The following is a 15,638-nucleotide window of genomic DNA, read 5'->3' as shown; positions in this document are numbered from 1 at the left end:
TGCGAGTTGCGAGTTGCGAGTTGCGAGTTGCGAGTTGCGAGTTGCGAGTTGCGAGTTGCGAGTTGCGAGTTGCGAGTATACAAGGCTAAATTAATTATTTTTATGTAAGTACATTAATTTACCTAGCATTTTACCAATTTCTTCACACTCATTTGTTATGAGTAAGTAGTTTTCCTTGTGCAAGTAACCCAATTCAAAAGCAAGCATAACTTGTGTTTTGAGTTCACCGACGGAGCCTTTAGCTATAGAAAGGAAATGAGCTCTTTCTTTTTTAGAAAAGCGCTCATACCCTTCAGCGATGTTACTTGGAATTGAAACCGAGCAGCGACACATTTGATCTTTTAAACTAAAATCTTTGAGTAAATAAAAACTTCTATAAACTAAAAGACTTAATTGAAAAGATCTTTTCCATACATCTAATCTCTCGTAGTACATAGCCACTCCTTGGCATCAGTATCTAACTCGTATCTCGAATCTCGTCTCTCGAATCTCGTCTCTCGAATCTCGTCTCTCGCTTCTCTCCCCCGCTACTGCGAGTCGCTACTATTTATAACTCTCATACGCTTCTTTCATTCGCGCTAGGTTGCTATAAATATAGCTCGAAGATAATCGGCCACGTTTAAGTATTGTTCTATCAAGGTTAATTTCAGTAATAGGTGCGTAACCCTGATTAAATACTAATACATTCTTAGTTCCAACTTGTGATTGCACACCCGAACGCCAGTTAGCAGAGCCTTTAAGCTGACCAATTGGGCTTACTTTCATATCTTTACGCGGCGTAAGAGGGATATTAATCGCAACACCAGCAACTTGTGCATCTGAATCTTGATATGAAATGGCCACATAACTATCGCCAAACCAAAAACGACTTTCTAACTGATAACCGCTGTCACCATAAAAATACTTACCAGCTGTAGCATGAAAAGTAATATCTTGTTCAACCCAGTTGTACTGATATGTGAGTGTTTCGTACTCACGTGAGGCGCGGTAGTCTGCGTAATCAAAATAAGCGATTTTGGCGCTCACTTTATGGCGACCTTCAGGGCTTAACCAAGCTGTTTCGTTGATAATAGCTTTGTAATCAAAGTAATCTTTAAAGAAGCCTATTTGTGTTTGGTTATAAAAACCATATGGCAATTTAAAGGTTTGATAAAGAGTTGCGTTAACAAGACCTTCTTGAATACTGTAAACATCAAATACGCCATTGTCTTTATAGTCATCGGTTTCGTATACGCCAGTTTGTGCGCTAACGTTAATACCACCGCCTTGCCACATAGGCAAATCAACATTTGCTCTTAACCCTAAAGAGTAATCATATGTACCAAACTCTGTACCATAAGCAGATGAAAGAACAGGGCTAACAGTAACTCTTGGTTTAAAGTAAGGGCTTGCCTCTGCTTTACCGGCCCATACTACACCTTCAGGAATACTCGCTTTACCATGTTGTACATTTAAATCAGGGCTCACGCCTTGTTCGATAAACATGCGATAGTTATCAACTTTACCTTGTATAGCAATTAAAGGAATATCTGTTTTAGAAAGCTGAACATTAAAGTGAGTATTAGCACTCGTCACACTTTCAGCGATACGACCAAGTACCACACCAATTGCATCGATGTCATTGCGGTTGAATACTGAGTTTTCAAAGTTAACAAATACGGTATTAAGGTTATAACCAACTACAACATTTTCGAAGCCATCATTAAGTAGTGCCTCTTTTAAAACTATTACTTGGCTATTTAAACTTGAGCTTGCTAGTTTTTGAGTTGCTTGTGTGGGTGTTTGTTTAACTGTAGCAACGGTCAGAGCTTTGTCTTGCTGTGCAAGCTCAGGCGCCATTGCTGTTTCAACAAAGTCTAGACCATTACTTTTAACTTTTGCTGTAGGCTTTGAACTTACAGGAGCAACATACGGCGCAGGCTTAACTGGTTTATAGTTATCTTTGGCTTCATCTGAGAAAGGTAGTTTAAAATCAACAGCCCAATAGGTATCTTCTTCAGAGTTATCTGTGCTGCTATAAAAGCGAGAGCTTAAAGTTAATTCACCAAAATCGTATAACCACTCTTTAGGTATCGTTACCCTTGCAGCAGCATTAAATGCTTCGCTATCATGCTCTGCTTGTAGTGCAAACCAGTCGAAAACTTGCCATTCAACACCTGCAAATGCACCATCCATTTGCCCCAATGGTTGGTTACTGTCGCCAAAACCCGCTGAAAACCTAAAATCCCATAGTTCTTTAGAGGCAACAGCATAATATGTTTGGTAGGCATTTGCCTTAGCGCGGCCACCAAAGTCTCGCACACCAATAGCTACATTAAACCAATCTTTAGGAATATAAGGTATTTGATACTTAGCATTGAACGATAAGTCACGAATTTCATCATTTAAACCTATAAACTTATTAGTATGAATACTATAAGCTGCTAGCATGCCCTGTACTTCAAACCCTTCGAATAAGCCTGCCGAAAACTTAAAGTTATGACCATCAACATAACGAGCACCATTTTCATCGTTAGAATAGCGAGCACCAAATGATGAAGGGGCAAGCTGGTTATTATAACCAACAATACCATGGCCTTTTTCTACAGTTTCTGCATTGGGGGTGTTGATTAATCCTGTGAAAGCTGCAAAAGATTGGTAATTATTAACATTATCAGCCAGTGCAAGTGGTGAGCTTAAAGCTATTGCACTACCTAAAAAGAGATTGAGTTTTGACATAACCTATTCCGAGTTAAAATTATAGAAATCCTTAAATTAGATTAAATATAACATTAGATATGAAAAACGAGAAGTTAATAGCGAAGCGCTAGGTGCTAGGTGCTAGGTGCTAGGTGCTAGGTGCTAGGTGCTAGGTGCTAGGTGCTAGGTGCTAGGTGCTAGGTGCTAGGTGAACAAGATTATATTTGGGGTGAGGTAAAGCAAGTGGTTAAAAGCAATTAACTAACTTCTAACCACTAAAGCCTGATATCTAACTTCTGAAGTCTGACATCTAATTTCTGAAGTCTTATATCTATCGTCTGATACCTGACCTCTGAAATCTAATATCTTCTTTTTAAACCGCTTTTAAATGACGCTCTGCTGGAGCTACCATTTCGGTTACAAAATCAGTAAATTCTTCACCTAAGTTTTCGTCACGCATGCTGTATTCAACAATCGCTTTTAAGTAGCCTAATTTATCGCCACAGTCGTGGGCACGGCCACTCATGTGGAATGCTTCAACAATTTCGTGCTTCATTAACTCATCGATAGCATCGGTAAGTTGAATTTCGCCACCGGCACCCGCTGGTGTTTTTGCAAGTAATGGCCAAATCGCTTTAGAAAGAACATAACGGCCAACAACAGCTAGGTTAGATGGTGCTTCTTCAGCTTTTGGTTTTTCGACCATTGTTTTAATTGGCGCACTTTCGCCCGCTTTAATTTTAACGCCGCCGATATCAGCAATACCATATTTATGAACATTTTCTTGTGGTACTGGCTCTAGCATAATTTGGCTTGCTTTAACTTCATTAAAACGCTTGATCATAGCTGCAATGTTTTCGGTTTTTTGATCTGCTGTGTAGCTATCTAAAATTACGTCTGGCAGTACAACAACAAAATCGTCATCGCCAACAATTGGTTTTGCACACATAACAGCATGGCCTAATCCTTTAGCCTCGCCTTGGCGTACGTGCATTATGGTTACATCGGGTGGGCAGATAGAGCGTACTTCTTCAAGTAAGGTACGTTTTACACGTTTTTCGAGGGTTGCTTCGAGCTCAAAGCTGGTATCAAAGTGGTTTTCTATAGCATTTTTAGAGCTATGAGTAACCAATACAACTTCTTTAATACCGGCTGCAACACATTCGTTTACTATGTATTGAATAAGCGGTTTATCAACCAGAGGTAGCATTTCTTTAGGAATTGCCTTTGTCATCGGTAACATACGTGTACCAAGGCCTGCAACAGGAATGACAACTTTCATAATGTTTAGTCCCTTAATTATTGTGGTAAGAATAAATAATTACAAAGTATGAGTTATTAACTCATTTTGCGCAATAGTAAAAAAAGATTTATAACCAAGTTAGCAGTAATAATATTGACGGAGGATGAACAAGAACCGATAGGTTCTAGGATTTAGGAACTAGGAGCTAGGAGCTAGGAGCTAGGAGCTAGGAGCTAGGAGCTAGGAGCTTAAAGATGCTAGTGGCTGGGGTGCCACTAGCAAGGGGTTAGCTATAAAAATTAACTAGAGTAGTAATAAACTGTTCAACTTGTTGTTGATCTAGTTCATTTATACCTGCTGCAGCTGCGCGGCCGCCGCCGGTGGCAAATTGGCTGCATACATCAACAGCGCCTTGTTTATTATTGAGTGGTGCTCTTACACTTACGGTAAAACTTCCTTTGTTATTATAAGTAAGTACTGCGTGGGCTTTATTAGGTGCTTGGTTAGCAAGGTCGTTACCTAATACGCCACTTACACGGCGCGCCCATGGGGCGTCATCAAGTAAAATAACCTTTGCTGTATCGCAATTATGTAAAACCTTAGCGTCAGCCGCTTTTTGCATATCGGCTTTGTAAGCTTTTTCTAATACGTAGTAAACCGACTCTTGGTCGTTAATGGCATCAAGAGGTGACTTATATTTTAGTAGCTCGTTAAATAAATCTTCTGGAGCAAAGTGTAAATCGGCTACCTCGCTGCCATAGCCGTTATAGTTAATATACATACCAAATGCTTTAAGTTGTGACTTTTCGAGCTCTGTTAAACCTAGTTTATCAGCTTCGTTATCAGCTTTTGCAAATAAATTATCGCCATAAGCAGCTGTGATTGCCCATAAGTGGTATTGCTTATCGATAAGATCGCTCACTATTAAGCTAGTACACATGTTTGCATCTAAATCGATGTGAGCAAATAAGTTTGCATGGTTTGGAATATCACCTGCTTTATGGTGATCTACATACATAACTCGTGCACCTACGCATAGAGCGTCGTGCAGCTCTGCCATGTTTTTTTCCATTGAAATATCGAGTACACGTATATTATCACCGGCTTTTGGGGTGATTTTTTTCAATAGTTGAATATCACGTTTTACGCCGGTTACTTTCACGCTTTCAACAGGATTAGCGAGCTGTAACTGTAAAAGTGCCATGATGCCATCGGCATCACCGTTAAAAATATCGTAGTTCATAAAATCTCAAAAAGGTATTAGAAGTCAGATTACAGATGTTAGATTTTAGACGTCAGAGATTAGAGGTCAGAAGACAAATATCAGATTTTAGACGTCAGGTTTCTGGCTCTAGATTTCTATAATCCCAGCTTCGCGTAAATAACCAATAATCTGTTCAACGCTTTGCTCAATGCTTTGCTCTGCTGTTCTTACATGAATCTCTGGTTGCTCTGGTATATCAAACGCCGAGCTAATACCTGTAAAATTAGGGATCTCACCGGCACGGGCTTTTTTGTATAAACCTTTAGGGTCACGGCTTTCACAAACCTCTAATGGCGTATCGATAAATACCTCTACAAATTCACCCTGGTTCATAATGCTGCGAGCACGAGCACGGTCTTCTTTAAATGGTGAAATAAACGCCGTTGATACAATTAAACCCGCATCAACAAACAGCTTAGCTACTTCACTAATACGGCGAATATTTTCAATACGGTCTTCGTCGCTAAAAGTAAGGCCCTTATTTAAGCCCATGCGTACATTGTCGCCATCAAGCAGATAAGTATGACAACCTAATTCAAATAACTTAGCCTCAACCGCATTCGCAATAGTCGACTTACCAGAGCCACTTAGTCCCGTATACCAAAGTAATACCGGCTTATGCCCTTTATGTTGTTCTTTTTCAGCACGCGAAACAGTTTGATCGTGCCATACAATGTTCTCGGTCATGGTACCTCTTGGGATTCTAGGTTCTAGGTTCTAGGTTCTAGGTTCTTCAAAATGATATTCAATGGCTGATTCTTTTACGCAGCCTTTTCTTAATTTTATTAACGCTGCAATCATAGCAGCAACTTCTTTAGCTTCTGATATTAATTGCAAGCCAACATGCTTATCGATAAATTTTATCTCAATACCAATGTATAATTGAGTTACGAGCTCTCCTGCAGAGCCCTTTGCATAATATAAGAAGCGAGCTTCATCACTCTCTGTTTCTCTTTCGAGGCCTTCAGCGATATTAGAAGGAATTGATAATGCAGCACGTGTTATTTGATCTTTAAAACCGTAATCTTTGCAAACAAACATTACTTTATATATTTCACATGCTAATCGTGATGCTTCTTCTACACTTCCATTTGTTCAAACTTCATAATTAGTCACTTCGCCATTAAGTGAAATCCATTCACTACTAAACCTTATCGCAAAATAAACCTAGCGCCTAGAGCCTAAAGACATATTTCTAGCTAACGCCTAGCACCCTAGCGCCTATCACCTATCACCTATCACCTATCACCTATCACCTATCACCTATCACCTATCACCTATCACCTATCACCTATCACCTAGCTCCTATCGCCTATTACCTAGCCCCTAGCGCCTTATACCTAAAACGGAAAAAACACAGGTATCAGGGTCAGTACCACTAGGCTGTAGGTTATAGAAATCGGTAGGCCAAACTTTATGAAATCGGTTAGTTTGTAATTGCCGGCGTTATAAACCATTAGGTTAGTTTGGTAGCCGTAAGGGCTAATAAAACTGCCACTCGCGGCAAAGGCGACTGCAAGTACAAATGGCATATAACTTACGCCTAGGCCTTGAGCTATGGTAAATGCAATGGGGAATGTCAGCGCTGCTGCTGCGTTATTAGTAATTAACTCTGTAAATAAGAGAGTAAGTAAAAACACACCAATAAAGGCAATATAAACGCTTTGCCCAGCAAGTAAGCCCTCGACTTGCTCGGCTATTAATGTAGAAACCCCTGAGTTATCGAGGGCTGTAGCGAGGGTTAAAGCGCTCATTACAATAAGCCAAAGCTCTAACGGAAAGCGTCGCTTAATTTCGTTTAGCGATAAACAGCGGCAACCCACCAGCACGGCTAGGTAAAAAATAAAGCTTTTTAATAAGCTAATATCAAAAATTAACGAGCCCGCAATGGTTGCCACAAAGCCCCAAGTAACAATACGCTCTTTTAAGCCTTTAAGCATGTTATCGGCTTTGACACCGCTCAGTATAAAAAAGTTTTTAGTTAAGTTAGTACGTTTAGCAAAGTCAGGGCCAACCGCAAGAATCAAAAAGTCGCCGCTTTGAATGGTGATATCACCTAACTTACCCGAAAGCTTTTCACCTTCGCGGCGCACTGCAACTACAGCGGCATCAAACCTTGCGCGAAAGCCGGCGGTTTTTAGGGTTTTGCCTACCACTGCAGCACCTGGTTTAATAACGACTTCGGTTAAGTTATCGCGCAGTAAACCATCTTGCTCTGCAAATAGGCTTAACCCCTCAAATTGCTGTAGCACCAGCACTTTAGTAACATCGCCCGAAAAAATAAGCTTATCGCCTTCACGGATCATCTGCGTTGGCGCTACGGGCGAAATTAAGCGGTTATCGCGCACGACTTCAACCAAAAATAGTGACTCTAAACTACGTAAGCCATTTTGCTCTACTGTTTTACCTATCAGCGGTGAGCCAGTATTCACTTTTGCTTCAACAAAATAATCGCTTGAGGTTTCATCTTTACATACTTTACCTTTTAAGCGGTTAATTGTGAGTGCCATTACCAATACACAAGCAACCACGGCAGCTAAGCCAATAGGTAAAAAGTCAAAAAATTTAAAGCCCTCTGCTCCGCGTTCAATCAGCATAGAGTTAACAATTAAGTTAGTTGAGGTACCAATTAACGTGAGGGTGCCACCTAAAATAGCGGCATAAGAAAGGGGAAGTAAAAGCTTGGTCGGAGCAATGAGCTTATTATTTTTAACCGGGCTAATTAAAGTAGCAACCACTGCGGTATTGTTTAAAAAACCAGAGGCGACAATCGTTGCCAATAAGGTCCTGATATAAGACTTAACCACAGAGCCATTAAATAAAACATTGGCTAGTTTGCGTAAAAAGCTGGTGCGCTCAAAGGCAAATGCACACACCACTAATAGCAATAAGGTAACTAACCCTGGGTTAACTGCATTATTCAAAAGCTGTTCGGTAGAAACCAAGTTTGTAGCAAAGCATGCTAAACAAGCAGCAGCAAAAACACGCTCAGGAAATTTTTGAAATTTAATTAAGCCTACAATGGTTGTAACAAATATAACCACTATCAACCATTGCTGTAGAACCACTTATTTATCCTTAAGTTGTTTATGACTTTTGATTTCAAAACAATATCCAATATTTTACTTTTAAAATCTAATACCTTTTAATCATATCTTCTGCCAAAACATTAAAGTATTGAAGCCTAAACGTTTTTTTACAAAATAAACTGCAAGTAAGTTTTGCAAGCTAATAAAGAATGCAGTGGCAGACGCTGCACCAACAGCACCAAGCAGCTTAGTAAAAATAGGCACGCTGATTAAAACACCAAAGCCACTAATAAGTGTAACTAAACGCATATCGCGCTCATAGCCGCTCATCATAAGTAAAAAGCCAACAGAGCCTGTTATTACATTAACCGCCTGCCCTAAAACAAGAATCTGTAAAATAAGAGCACCTTGCTTGAACTCATCACCAAAAAGGCTCATTAAAAATTCAGGAAAAAACAGCATAAATAGCACGATGGGAAATGCACTTAATACTAATAAGCGAACAGAGAATAACGCAGTTTTGCGAATACCTACATCATCACCCTTAGCATGAAAGGCCGAAAATTTGGGTGCAACAACTAAATTTACCGCCATTAATATAAAAGTAGTTAATAGTGCAATACGCTGGGCAACACTAAAAAAAGCCACCTGCTCAGCAACTAAAAATACACCTATGATTATAGGTGCGCACCATTGCACTGCTTGACTCATCATTATGATGATCCAGTTAGGCCTTGCGCTATGCCAAAGCTGTTGTGGGTCTGGCTTTTCACCACTATTATTTAAGCTTTTTATACTTAACCAGTAAAAAAAGCTAGAAGTTCCCCCTAATGATAAGCTCAAATAAAGCGCTGCTGTACTTGCAGAGTCAGCCGAGAATACAATAACTGCCGCACCACAAAGCATAAAATGGGCAATATTTTGGCAAGGGATACTAGCAATAAGTTTATGGCGAGCCTGTAAGCTCATTGCCACTAAAAATACGATACTCAAGCCAATTATTGCTGGGGCAATTAATTGTAACGTATCGGTTAGCCCAGGCTTATTGAATACATTATCAGCGAGCCAAGGTGCAAATGCATAAGTAATGACAGCAAATATAAATGCAACTGGCAGAACATATTTAAGTGCAAAGTTTAATATTGCTTTTACTGTATACCCATTCTCAGCACCAGCTGATGTAAAACGTAAGATAGTATTGTCAAAACCAAGTCTAGCGACACCAGATAGCAACATAACTAAAGCTAAACCTAAAAAGAAATAACCAGCCTCATCTGCCCCTAATTGCCTTGCTATAATTAGATTAAAAACAAATGACATCCCTGCACCTAGCACTCTTATAGCTAGAGCTAATAAGGAGTTAATTACTGTATGACGATGCTCTTTATCTGCAAGTAGCGCTTTAATTTTGGACTTCATTTAATTAAGACTATTCAGAGGTTAAGTTATTTAGATTAATCATTACCAAACAAATCTCGGCTATATACTTTAGCAGTAACATCACTCAACTCTTCAGCCATGCGGTTAGACACGATTACATCAGAGATACTCTTAAGCTCATCAAGATCTTTAATCACACGTGAGTTAAAGAATGCATCTCCCTCAAAGGTTGGCTCGTAAACTACCACTTCAATGCCTTTCGCCTTGATGCGTTTCATAATGCCTTGAATGGCCGATGCTCTAAAGTTGTCTGAGCCTGACTTCATGACTAAACGATAAATCCCCACCACTTTTGGATTACGTGCTAGGATAGAGTTAGCAATAAAATCTTTACGAGTCGTATTAGCATCAACAATTGCGCGAATCATATTATTCGGAACATCTTGATAATTAGCTAGTAATTGTTTGGTATCTTTTGGTAAGCAGTAACCACCATAACCAAACGACGGATTGTTATAATGCTTACCTATACGCGGGTCTAGGCCAACACCTTGAATAATTTGTTTTGCATCAAGGCCATGGCTTTCTGCATAACTATCTAATTCATTAAAATAAGCCACGCGCATTGCAAGATAAGTATTAGAAAATAGTTTTATTGCCTCTGCTTCAGTAGAGTCAGTAAACAAAATATCAATGTTTTCTTTAACGGCCCCATCAGCAAGTAAGTTCGCAAAAGTTTCAGCGCGTTCACTTTGTTCACCCACAATTATGCGTGACGGGTGTAAGTTATCGTAAAGCGCCTTTCCTTCTCGCAAAAACTCGGGTGAGAAAATAATATTGTCAGTACCAAACTTCTCGCTAACAGATTTTGTGTAACCAACAGGCACTGTTGATTTAATAATCATGGTTGCGGTTGGGTTGATGTCTAAAACATCTGTAATTACAGACTCTACAGATCGAGTATTAAAGTAATTTGTTTCAGGGTCATAATCGGTAGGTGTAGCGATTACTACAAACTCAGCTTCACTAAGAGCTAAATGCTTATCAGTAGTTGCAATAAAGTCTAATTGTTCATTTTGTAAAAAATTACTTATTTCAACATCTACTATCGGTGACTTTTTTTCACATAGAAGTGCCACTTTCTCTTCATCAATATCTAATGCAACCACTCTGTTTTTTTGCGCTAATAACATCGCATTAGACAGGCCAACATAGCCTGTTCCAACTACAGCAATTTTCATGTTTTTTTCCTTAAATTTTAATACGCATTTTTATTCACAAAGCCTTTAAAAATAGTTAAAAACACTATTTTTAAGTCGAAGAACAATGACCAATTTCGAATGTACTCTAGGTCAAACTCTATGCGTTTTTCCATTTTATCTAATGTGTCGGTTTCGCCGCGCCAACCGTTTATTTGTGCCCAACCAGTAATGCCTGGCTTAACCTTATGGCGTAGCATGTAACCTTCTACCAATTTACGGTATTCTTCGTTATGAGCTACAGCATGAGGCCTTGGCCCAACAATCGACATTTGCCCTTGTAACACATTAATAAACTGAGGCAATTCATCTAAGCTCGTTTTACGAATAAACTGGCCTATTGGTGTAAAGCGCGAATCATTTTTAGTGGCTTGGGTTACTTTAGCGCCGTCTTCCATTACGTTCATCGAACGGAACTTCCATACCTTAATCGGCTTACCATCAATACCATAGCGGTTTTGTTTAAAGAATACCGGCCCTTTAGAGGTAAACTTAACCGCAAGGGCTAACCCCAATAAAACAGGGGATATCATTATTAAAATAAGTGTGGAGAGTACAATATCTTCAATACGCTTAATAATGGCATTACTACCATCAAGCGGAGAGTCGTAAATACTAATTGTAGGTATACCCATAATGGTATCGCTACGTGAGTGCAATAACTGGTAAGTAAATACATCTGGCACGATATAAACACTTGCAGTGCTGTCAGCCAACTCTTTAACTAGCCACTTACGGCGCTCATAAGCTTGCGGTGGAAGTACAATGTAAACACGATCAATACCGCCCTCTTTACAATCAACAACTAGCTGCTCTAAATTACCAATTGTTTGCGCCGCAACTAACTTTTGCTTTGGTGCTGCGTCATCGTAATAGCCACCAAAAACTAAACCAAAACTTGAGTTAGCTACGATATTATTTGCGAGTTGTTGACCTAACGTCCCCGCACCTGCAATAACAACCGAACGGGTATTAATACCTTGAGAGCGAAGCGCTCGTAGAATAAGGCGCAATACAACACGGTATACACACAGCGAAACTAATACAGATACAAACCAGTAAAACTGAAGCCCTTCGGGGTTGAGATATTGCGGCGCTAAAAAGTTAACACTTAAAAATAAAATTGCCGCACTAACAAACCAGTGCGAAATAGTCTTTTTAAGCTCTTTATAAATAGAGAGGCCACGCCAAGATATATAAAGCTTGTCGAGCTCACTAGTAAAGTGAAATAAAAACACAGCCAGTAGTGCCGCGGTTGTATGCTGCAGCAACCAAGGCAGCCCTTGCAATGCAACGGTGCCCCACAAGCAACCGACAATAATACTGATATCCAAAATTCTTTGAATAAATGCAACAATTGTTGCATTACTTTGTAAAATCCCTGAATTCTTATGCGGCATTTTGTTCTTCTACTTGTTAAGCTTTTTTAATACAGTTTTTAGTGAGTCTTGCCAGTGACTAGCATTAGGCAATTTTAATAAAGATAGCCTATTATCCTGCATAACGGAATATTTAGGTCGCTTTGCTGGTGTAGGAAACTGCTCGGTCGTTAGTTTATTTAACTTAGGTATTGAAAAATCAGCATTTAATTTAGCTTGAAGTTCAAAAATTGATTCAGCAAATTCAAACCAAGACACAGCTTTATCGCCACAAAAATGGTAAAGCCCATAATCGCTAAAATCACTACTTTCGATACGTGTCACTATAGCAACGATTAAGGCAGCTAAATCACCGGCATAAGTCGGGCAGCCATGTTGATCAGCGACTATACCTAACTCATCACGCTCACTGGCTAATCGCAGCATAGTTTTCACAAAGTTATTGCCATACTCACTAAATACCCAAGCTGTACGAATAACAATATGCTTTGAGGTAATAGCCTTAATAGCTTGCTCACCAGCTAGTTTAGTTTGCCCATATACCCCTTGCGGCGATGTCGCATCAGTTGGTACATAAGGCTCAGTCGCATTGCCATCAAAAACATAATCGGTAGATACATGAATTAACGGTATATCAAGCATAGCAGCTGCATATGCTAAGTTTTCTGGGCCTTGGCAATTTACGGCGTGTGCCAGTTCAGGCTCACTTTCGGCTTTATCAACCGCCGTATAGGCGGCACAATTAACAATTACATCAGGTCTCAGTGCATCAACGACGTTTTGCACTGAAGCTTTACAGGTAATATCTAACTCTTTGCTCGATAAAGCAGTTAGTTCTATAGAATCACTTACGCAATCTTGAAAGCAAAGGCCTAACTGGCCATTTGCTCCGGTAAGAAGTACCTTCATTTATAGATCCTTTAATAATCCGGCTTCTAAATCTTTAGCTGATAAAGATGGCTCAAAATCAATTGGCCAATCGATGGCTAAGTCTGGGTCATTCCAGCAAATAGCACCTTCATCGGTTGGGTCGTAATAGTCTGTGCATTTATATTCAAAATCAGCTATATCGCTAAGCACTACAAAGCCATGTGCAAAGCCTGGGGGTACCCAAAATTGCTTTTTATTATCACCTGTTAAAAGCACCCCTTCCCATTGCCCAAAGGTTGGCGAGCCTTTACGAATATCGACTGCCACATCAAACACTTCGCCGGTAACAACGCGCACTAACTTACCTTGTGGCTTAGTTTTTTGAAAGTGCAACCCTCTTAAAACCCCTTTACAAGAACGACTATGATTGTCTTGTACAAAAGTGAGGCCATCACCAATAACACTTGCATAACGCTCTGCTTGAAAAGTTTCTAAAAAGAAGCCTCTATCGTCACCAAACACCTTTGGTTCAATAATTTTAACTTCAGGTATTTTTGTATCTACAATCTTCATTTTATTTATCTTTTACTAAATTTAATAAATACTGCCCATAACCGGTCTTTTTAAGGTTATTACCTGCAGTTAAAACCTGCTCTTTGCTTAACCAGCCTTTTTGTAAGGCAATTTCTTCAAGGCAAGCAACCTTTAAACCTTGGCGATGTTCTATTGTTTGTACAAATTGGCCTGCCTCTATTAAAGAGTCATGAGTACCAGTATCTAACCATGCAAAACCGCGCCCTAAAACATTTACGTTTAAGTCTCCGCGATTAAGGTAAACGTTATTTACATCTGTAATTTCAAGTTCACCACGAGGCGATGGTTTAATATTACGAGCTATTTCAACTACGTCGTTATCGTAAAAATAAAGCCCTGTTACGGCATAATTTGATTTTGGCTGTGCTGGCTTTTCTTCAATGCTGGTAGCAATGCCATTTTCATCAAAGTCGACAACGCCAAAACGTTCAGGATCTGTTACATGATAGCCAAATACAGTAGCGCCGCTGTCACGAGATACAGCTGACGCTAGCTGTGCACCAAAGCTTTGCCCATAAAAGATATTATCACCTAAAACTAGGCAAACATTGTCATCGCCAATAAAGTCAGCACCAATAGTAAAGGCTTGCGCTAAACCATCAGGGCTTGGCTGTACAGCATAACTAATATTAATACCAAACTGGCTGCCGTCAGCTAATAAACGTTCAAAAGCTGGCATATCTTCAGGGGTAGAGATAATTAGCACATCTTGAATACCCGCCAGCATTAATACAGAAAGCGGGTAAAAAATCATAGGCTTATCGTAAATAGGTAAAAGCTGTTTAGACACCCCTTGAGTGATTGGGTGTAAACGCGTACCAGAACCACCTGCTAAGATTATTCCTTTATATTTTTTCATTTTATTCATCCTTTATTTTGTATTTTCGCCAATACGGTCAAGTTTGTAGTCGCCATTTAACACACGCTGCCACCAATTTGTATTCGCTAGATACCACTCAACAGTTTTACGCATACCTGTTTCAAAAGTTTCTTCAGGTACCCAGTTTAGCTCTTGTTGCATTTTAGTAGCATCAATTGCATATCTTACATCGTGGCCTGGGCGGTCTTTTACAAAGGTAATAAGGTCTTTGTAATTAGTGATACCTTCAGGCTTATTAGGTACAAGCTCTTCGAGTAATTCGCAAATAGTGTGGACTACTTCAATATTTTGTTTTTCGTTATGACCACCAATATTATATGTTTCGCCAACTTTGCCTTCGGTTACTACCTTATATAGAGCGCGCGCGTGGTCTTCTACAAATAACCAATCACGAATTTGCTTACCATCACCATAAACAGGTAAAGACTTACCATGTAATGCATTTAAAATAACATGCGGAATAAGCTTTTCAGGGAAGTGGTAAGGCCCATAATTATTTGAACAATTAGTTACAACAACAGGTAAACCATATGTTCTGCCCCATGCTCTTACTAAATGGTCAGATCCAGCTTTACTCGCCGAGTAAGGGCTACTTGGCGCATAAGGTGTTTGTTCGGTAAATAGGTCTTCGGTACCTTCAAGGTCGCCGTATACTTCGTCGGTTGAAATATGATGAAACTTAAACTTAGCTTGCATATCAGCAGTTAAATTTTGCCAATGGTGCCTTGCACATTCCAACATATTAAATGTGCCAATTACATTGGTGTTAATGAAAGCTCCAGGCCCTTCGATAGAGCGGTCAACATGACTTTCGGCTGCTAAATGCATCACTAAATCAGGCTTATATTCGTCGAACACTTGTTTAAGCGCTTGGTAATCACAAATATCAACTTGCTGAAAAACGTAGCGCTCAGATTGCAACTCACTAGGAATTGACTCTAAATTGCCGGCATAAGTAAGTGCATCTACATTAATAACTGTATTATTTGTATTTTCAAGAATGTGCCTTACAACAGCGCTACCAATGAAGCCCGCGCCACCTGTTACTAAAATATTCATCT

Annotated in this window: 14 protein-coding genes; all 14 read right to left on the bottom strand. The window is 39.6% G+C overall.

Annotated features, from left to right (window positions below):
* Positions 1–90: 90 nt before the first annotated feature.
* The 14 genes from EXT43_RS20460 to rfbB all read right to left on the bottom strand — a co-directional run bounded on the left by EXT43_RS20460 (position 91) and on the right by rfbB (position 15,636).
* Positions 91–435, bottom strand: a complete 345-nt coding sequence (locus EXT43_RS20460) for a four helix bundle protein (protein WP_130167815.1) — start codon at positions 433–435, stop codon at positions 91–93.
* Between the two features lie 108 nt (positions 436–543).
* Entirely contained in the window at positions 544–2,718 is a 2,175-nt protein-coding gene (locus EXT43_RS20455; RefSeq protein ID WP_130167814.1) for a YjbH domain-containing protein, read from the bottom strand.
* A 334-nt stretch (positions 2,719–3,052) separates the two neighbouring features.
* Positions 3,053–3,961 (bottom strand): UTP--glucose-1-phosphate uridylyltransferase GalU, encoded by a 909-nt coding sequence (gene galU, locus EXT43_RS20450; RefSeq protein ID WP_130167813.1) that lies wholly within the window; start codon positions 3,959–3,961, stop codon positions 3,053–3,055.
* A gap of 247 nt (positions 3,962–4,208) precedes the next feature.
* The gene (locus EXT43_RS20445) at positions 4,209–5,165 is read right to left on the bottom strand and encodes a DHHA1 domain-containing protein (protein ID WP_130167812.1); all 957 of its coding nucleotides are present in this window, start codon (positions 5,163–5,165) and stop codon (positions 4,209–4,211) included.
* A 108-nt stretch (positions 5,166–5,273) separates the two neighbouring features.
* A complete protein-coding gene (gene cysC, locus EXT43_RS20440) occupies positions 5,274–5,873 on the bottom strand; it encodes an adenylyl-sulfate kinase (RefSeq protein ID WP_063529921.1) in 600 nt (199 codons plus the stop codon).
* A 30-nt stretch (positions 5,874–5,903) separates the two neighbouring features.
* The gene (locus tag EXT43_RS20435; protein ID WP_130167811.1) at positions 5,904–6,227 is read right to left on the bottom strand and encodes a four helix bundle protein; all 324 of its coding nucleotides are present in this window, start codon (positions 6,225–6,227) and stop codon (positions 5,904–5,906) included.
* Positions 6,228–6,526: 299 nt separating this feature from the next.
* Positions 6,527–8,254, bottom strand: coding sequence for an SLC13 family permease (locus EXT43_RS20430; RefSeq protein WP_130167810.1), 1,728 nt, complete (start codon positions 8,252–8,254; stop codon positions 6,527–6,529).
* Positions 8,255–8,335: 81 nt separating this feature from the next.
* Positions 8,336–9,634 (bottom strand): oligosaccharide flippase family protein, encoded by a 1,299-nt coding sequence (locus EXT43_RS20425; RefSeq protein ID WP_130167809.1) that lies wholly within the window; start codon positions 9,632–9,634, stop codon positions 8,336–8,338.
* Between the two features lie 35 nt (positions 9,635–9,669).
* The gene (locus EXT43_RS20420; RefSeq protein WP_130167808.1) at positions 9,670–10,836 is read right to left on the bottom strand and encodes a nucleotide sugar dehydrogenase; all 1,167 of its coding nucleotides are present in this window, start codon (positions 10,834–10,836) and stop codon (positions 9,670–9,672) included.
* Positions 10,837–10,853: 17 nt separating this feature from the next.
* Positions 10,854–12,254, bottom strand: a complete 1,401-nt coding sequence (locus tag EXT43_RS20415; RefSeq protein ID WP_130167807.1) for an undecaprenyl-phosphate glucose phosphotransferase — start codon at positions 12,252–12,254, stop codon at positions 10,854–10,856.
* Between the two features lie 9 nt (positions 12,255–12,263).
* Entirely contained in the window at positions 12,264–13,142 is an 879-nt protein-coding gene (gene rfbD / locus EXT43_RS20410; RefSeq protein WP_130167806.1) for a dTDP-4-dehydrorhamnose reductase, read from the bottom strand.
* Complete coding sequence (rfbC, locus tag EXT43_RS20405; protein WP_130167805.1) at positions 13,143–13,676, bottom strand: dTDP-4-dehydrorhamnose 3,5-epimerase; 534 nt, start codon at positions 13,674–13,676, stop codon at positions 13,143–13,145.
* A 1-nt stretch (position 13,677) separates the two neighbouring features.
* Positions 13,678–14,556 carry a glucose-1-phosphate thymidylyltransferase RfbA gene (rfbA, locus tag EXT43_RS20400; RefSeq protein ID WP_130167804.1) on the bottom strand — a complete coding sequence of 293 codons (879 nt, stop codon included), beginning with the start codon at positions 14,554–14,556 and terminating at the stop codon, positions 13,678–13,680.
* Positions 14,557–14,568: 12 nt separating this feature from the next.
* The gene (gene rfbB, locus EXT43_RS20395; protein ID WP_130167803.1) at positions 14,569–15,636 is read right to left on the bottom strand and encodes a dTDP-glucose 4,6-dehydratase; all 1,068 of its coding nucleotides are present in this window, start codon (positions 15,634–15,636) and stop codon (positions 14,569–14,571) included.
* Positions 15,637–15,638: the final 2 nt, after the last annotated feature.

The sequence above is a fragment of the Pseudoalteromonas sp. CO109Y genome (assembly GCF_004208935.1).
Taxonomy (GTDB): domain Bacteria; phylum Pseudomonadota; class Gammaproteobacteria; order Enterobacterales; family Alteromonadaceae; genus Pseudoalteromonas; species Pseudoalteromonas shioyasakiensis.
Note: the sequence above shows the minus strand (reverse complement) of the source record. Positions and strands in the feature narration are given on the sequence as shown.

Excerpts from the sequence above, each read along its gene's own strand:
- EXT43_RS20460 (WP_130167815.1), bottom strand. The coding sequence starts at position 435 with ATGTACTACGAGAGATTAGATGTATGGAAAAGATCTTTTCAATTAAGT.
- EXT43_RS20455 (WP_130167814.1), bottom strand. The coding sequence starts at position 2,718 with ATGTCAAAACTCAATCTCTTTTTAGGTAGTGCAATAGCTTTAAGCTCA.
- galU (WP_130167813.1), bottom strand. The coding sequence starts at position 3,961 with ATGAAAGTTGTCATTCCTGTTGCAGGCCTTGGTACACGTATGTTACCG.
- EXT43_RS20445 (WP_130167812.1), bottom strand. The coding sequence starts at position 5,165 with ATGAACTACGATATTTTTAACGGTGATGCCGATGGCATCATGGCACTT.
- cysC (WP_063529921.1), bottom strand. The coding sequence starts at position 5,873 with ATGACCGAGAACATTGTATGGCACGATCAAACTGTTTCGCGTGCTGAA.
- EXT43_RS20435 (WP_130167811.1), bottom strand. The coding sequence starts at position 6,227 with ATGTTTGTTTGCAAAGATTACGGTTTTAAAGATCAAATAACACGTGCT.
- EXT43_RS20425 (WP_130167809.1), bottom strand. The coding sequence starts at position 9,634 with ATGAAGTCCAAAATTAAAGCGCTACTTGCAGATAAAGAGCATCGTCAT.
- EXT43_RS20420 (WP_130167808.1), bottom strand. The coding sequence starts at position 10,836 with ATGAAAATTGCTGTAGTTGGAACAGGCTATGTTGGCCTGTCTAATGCG.
- EXT43_RS20415 (WP_130167807.1), bottom strand. The coding sequence starts at position 12,254 with ATGCCGCATAAGAATTCAGGGATTTTACAAAGTAATGCAACAATTGTT.
- rfbD (WP_130167806.1), bottom strand. The coding sequence starts at position 13,142 with ATGAAGGTACTTCTTACCGGAGCAAATGGCCAGTTAGGCCTTTGCTTT.
- rfbC (WP_130167805.1), bottom strand. The coding sequence starts at position 13,676 with ATGAAGATTGTAGATACAAAAATACCTGAAGTTAAAATTATTGAACCA.
- rfbA (WP_130167804.1), bottom strand. The coding sequence starts at position 14,556 with ATGAAAAAATATAAAGGAATAATCTTAGCAGGTGGTTCTGGTACGCGT.
- rfbB (WP_130167803.1), bottom strand. The coding sequence starts at position 15,636 with ATGAATATTTTAGTAACAGGTGGCGCGGGCTTCATTGGTAGCGCTGTT.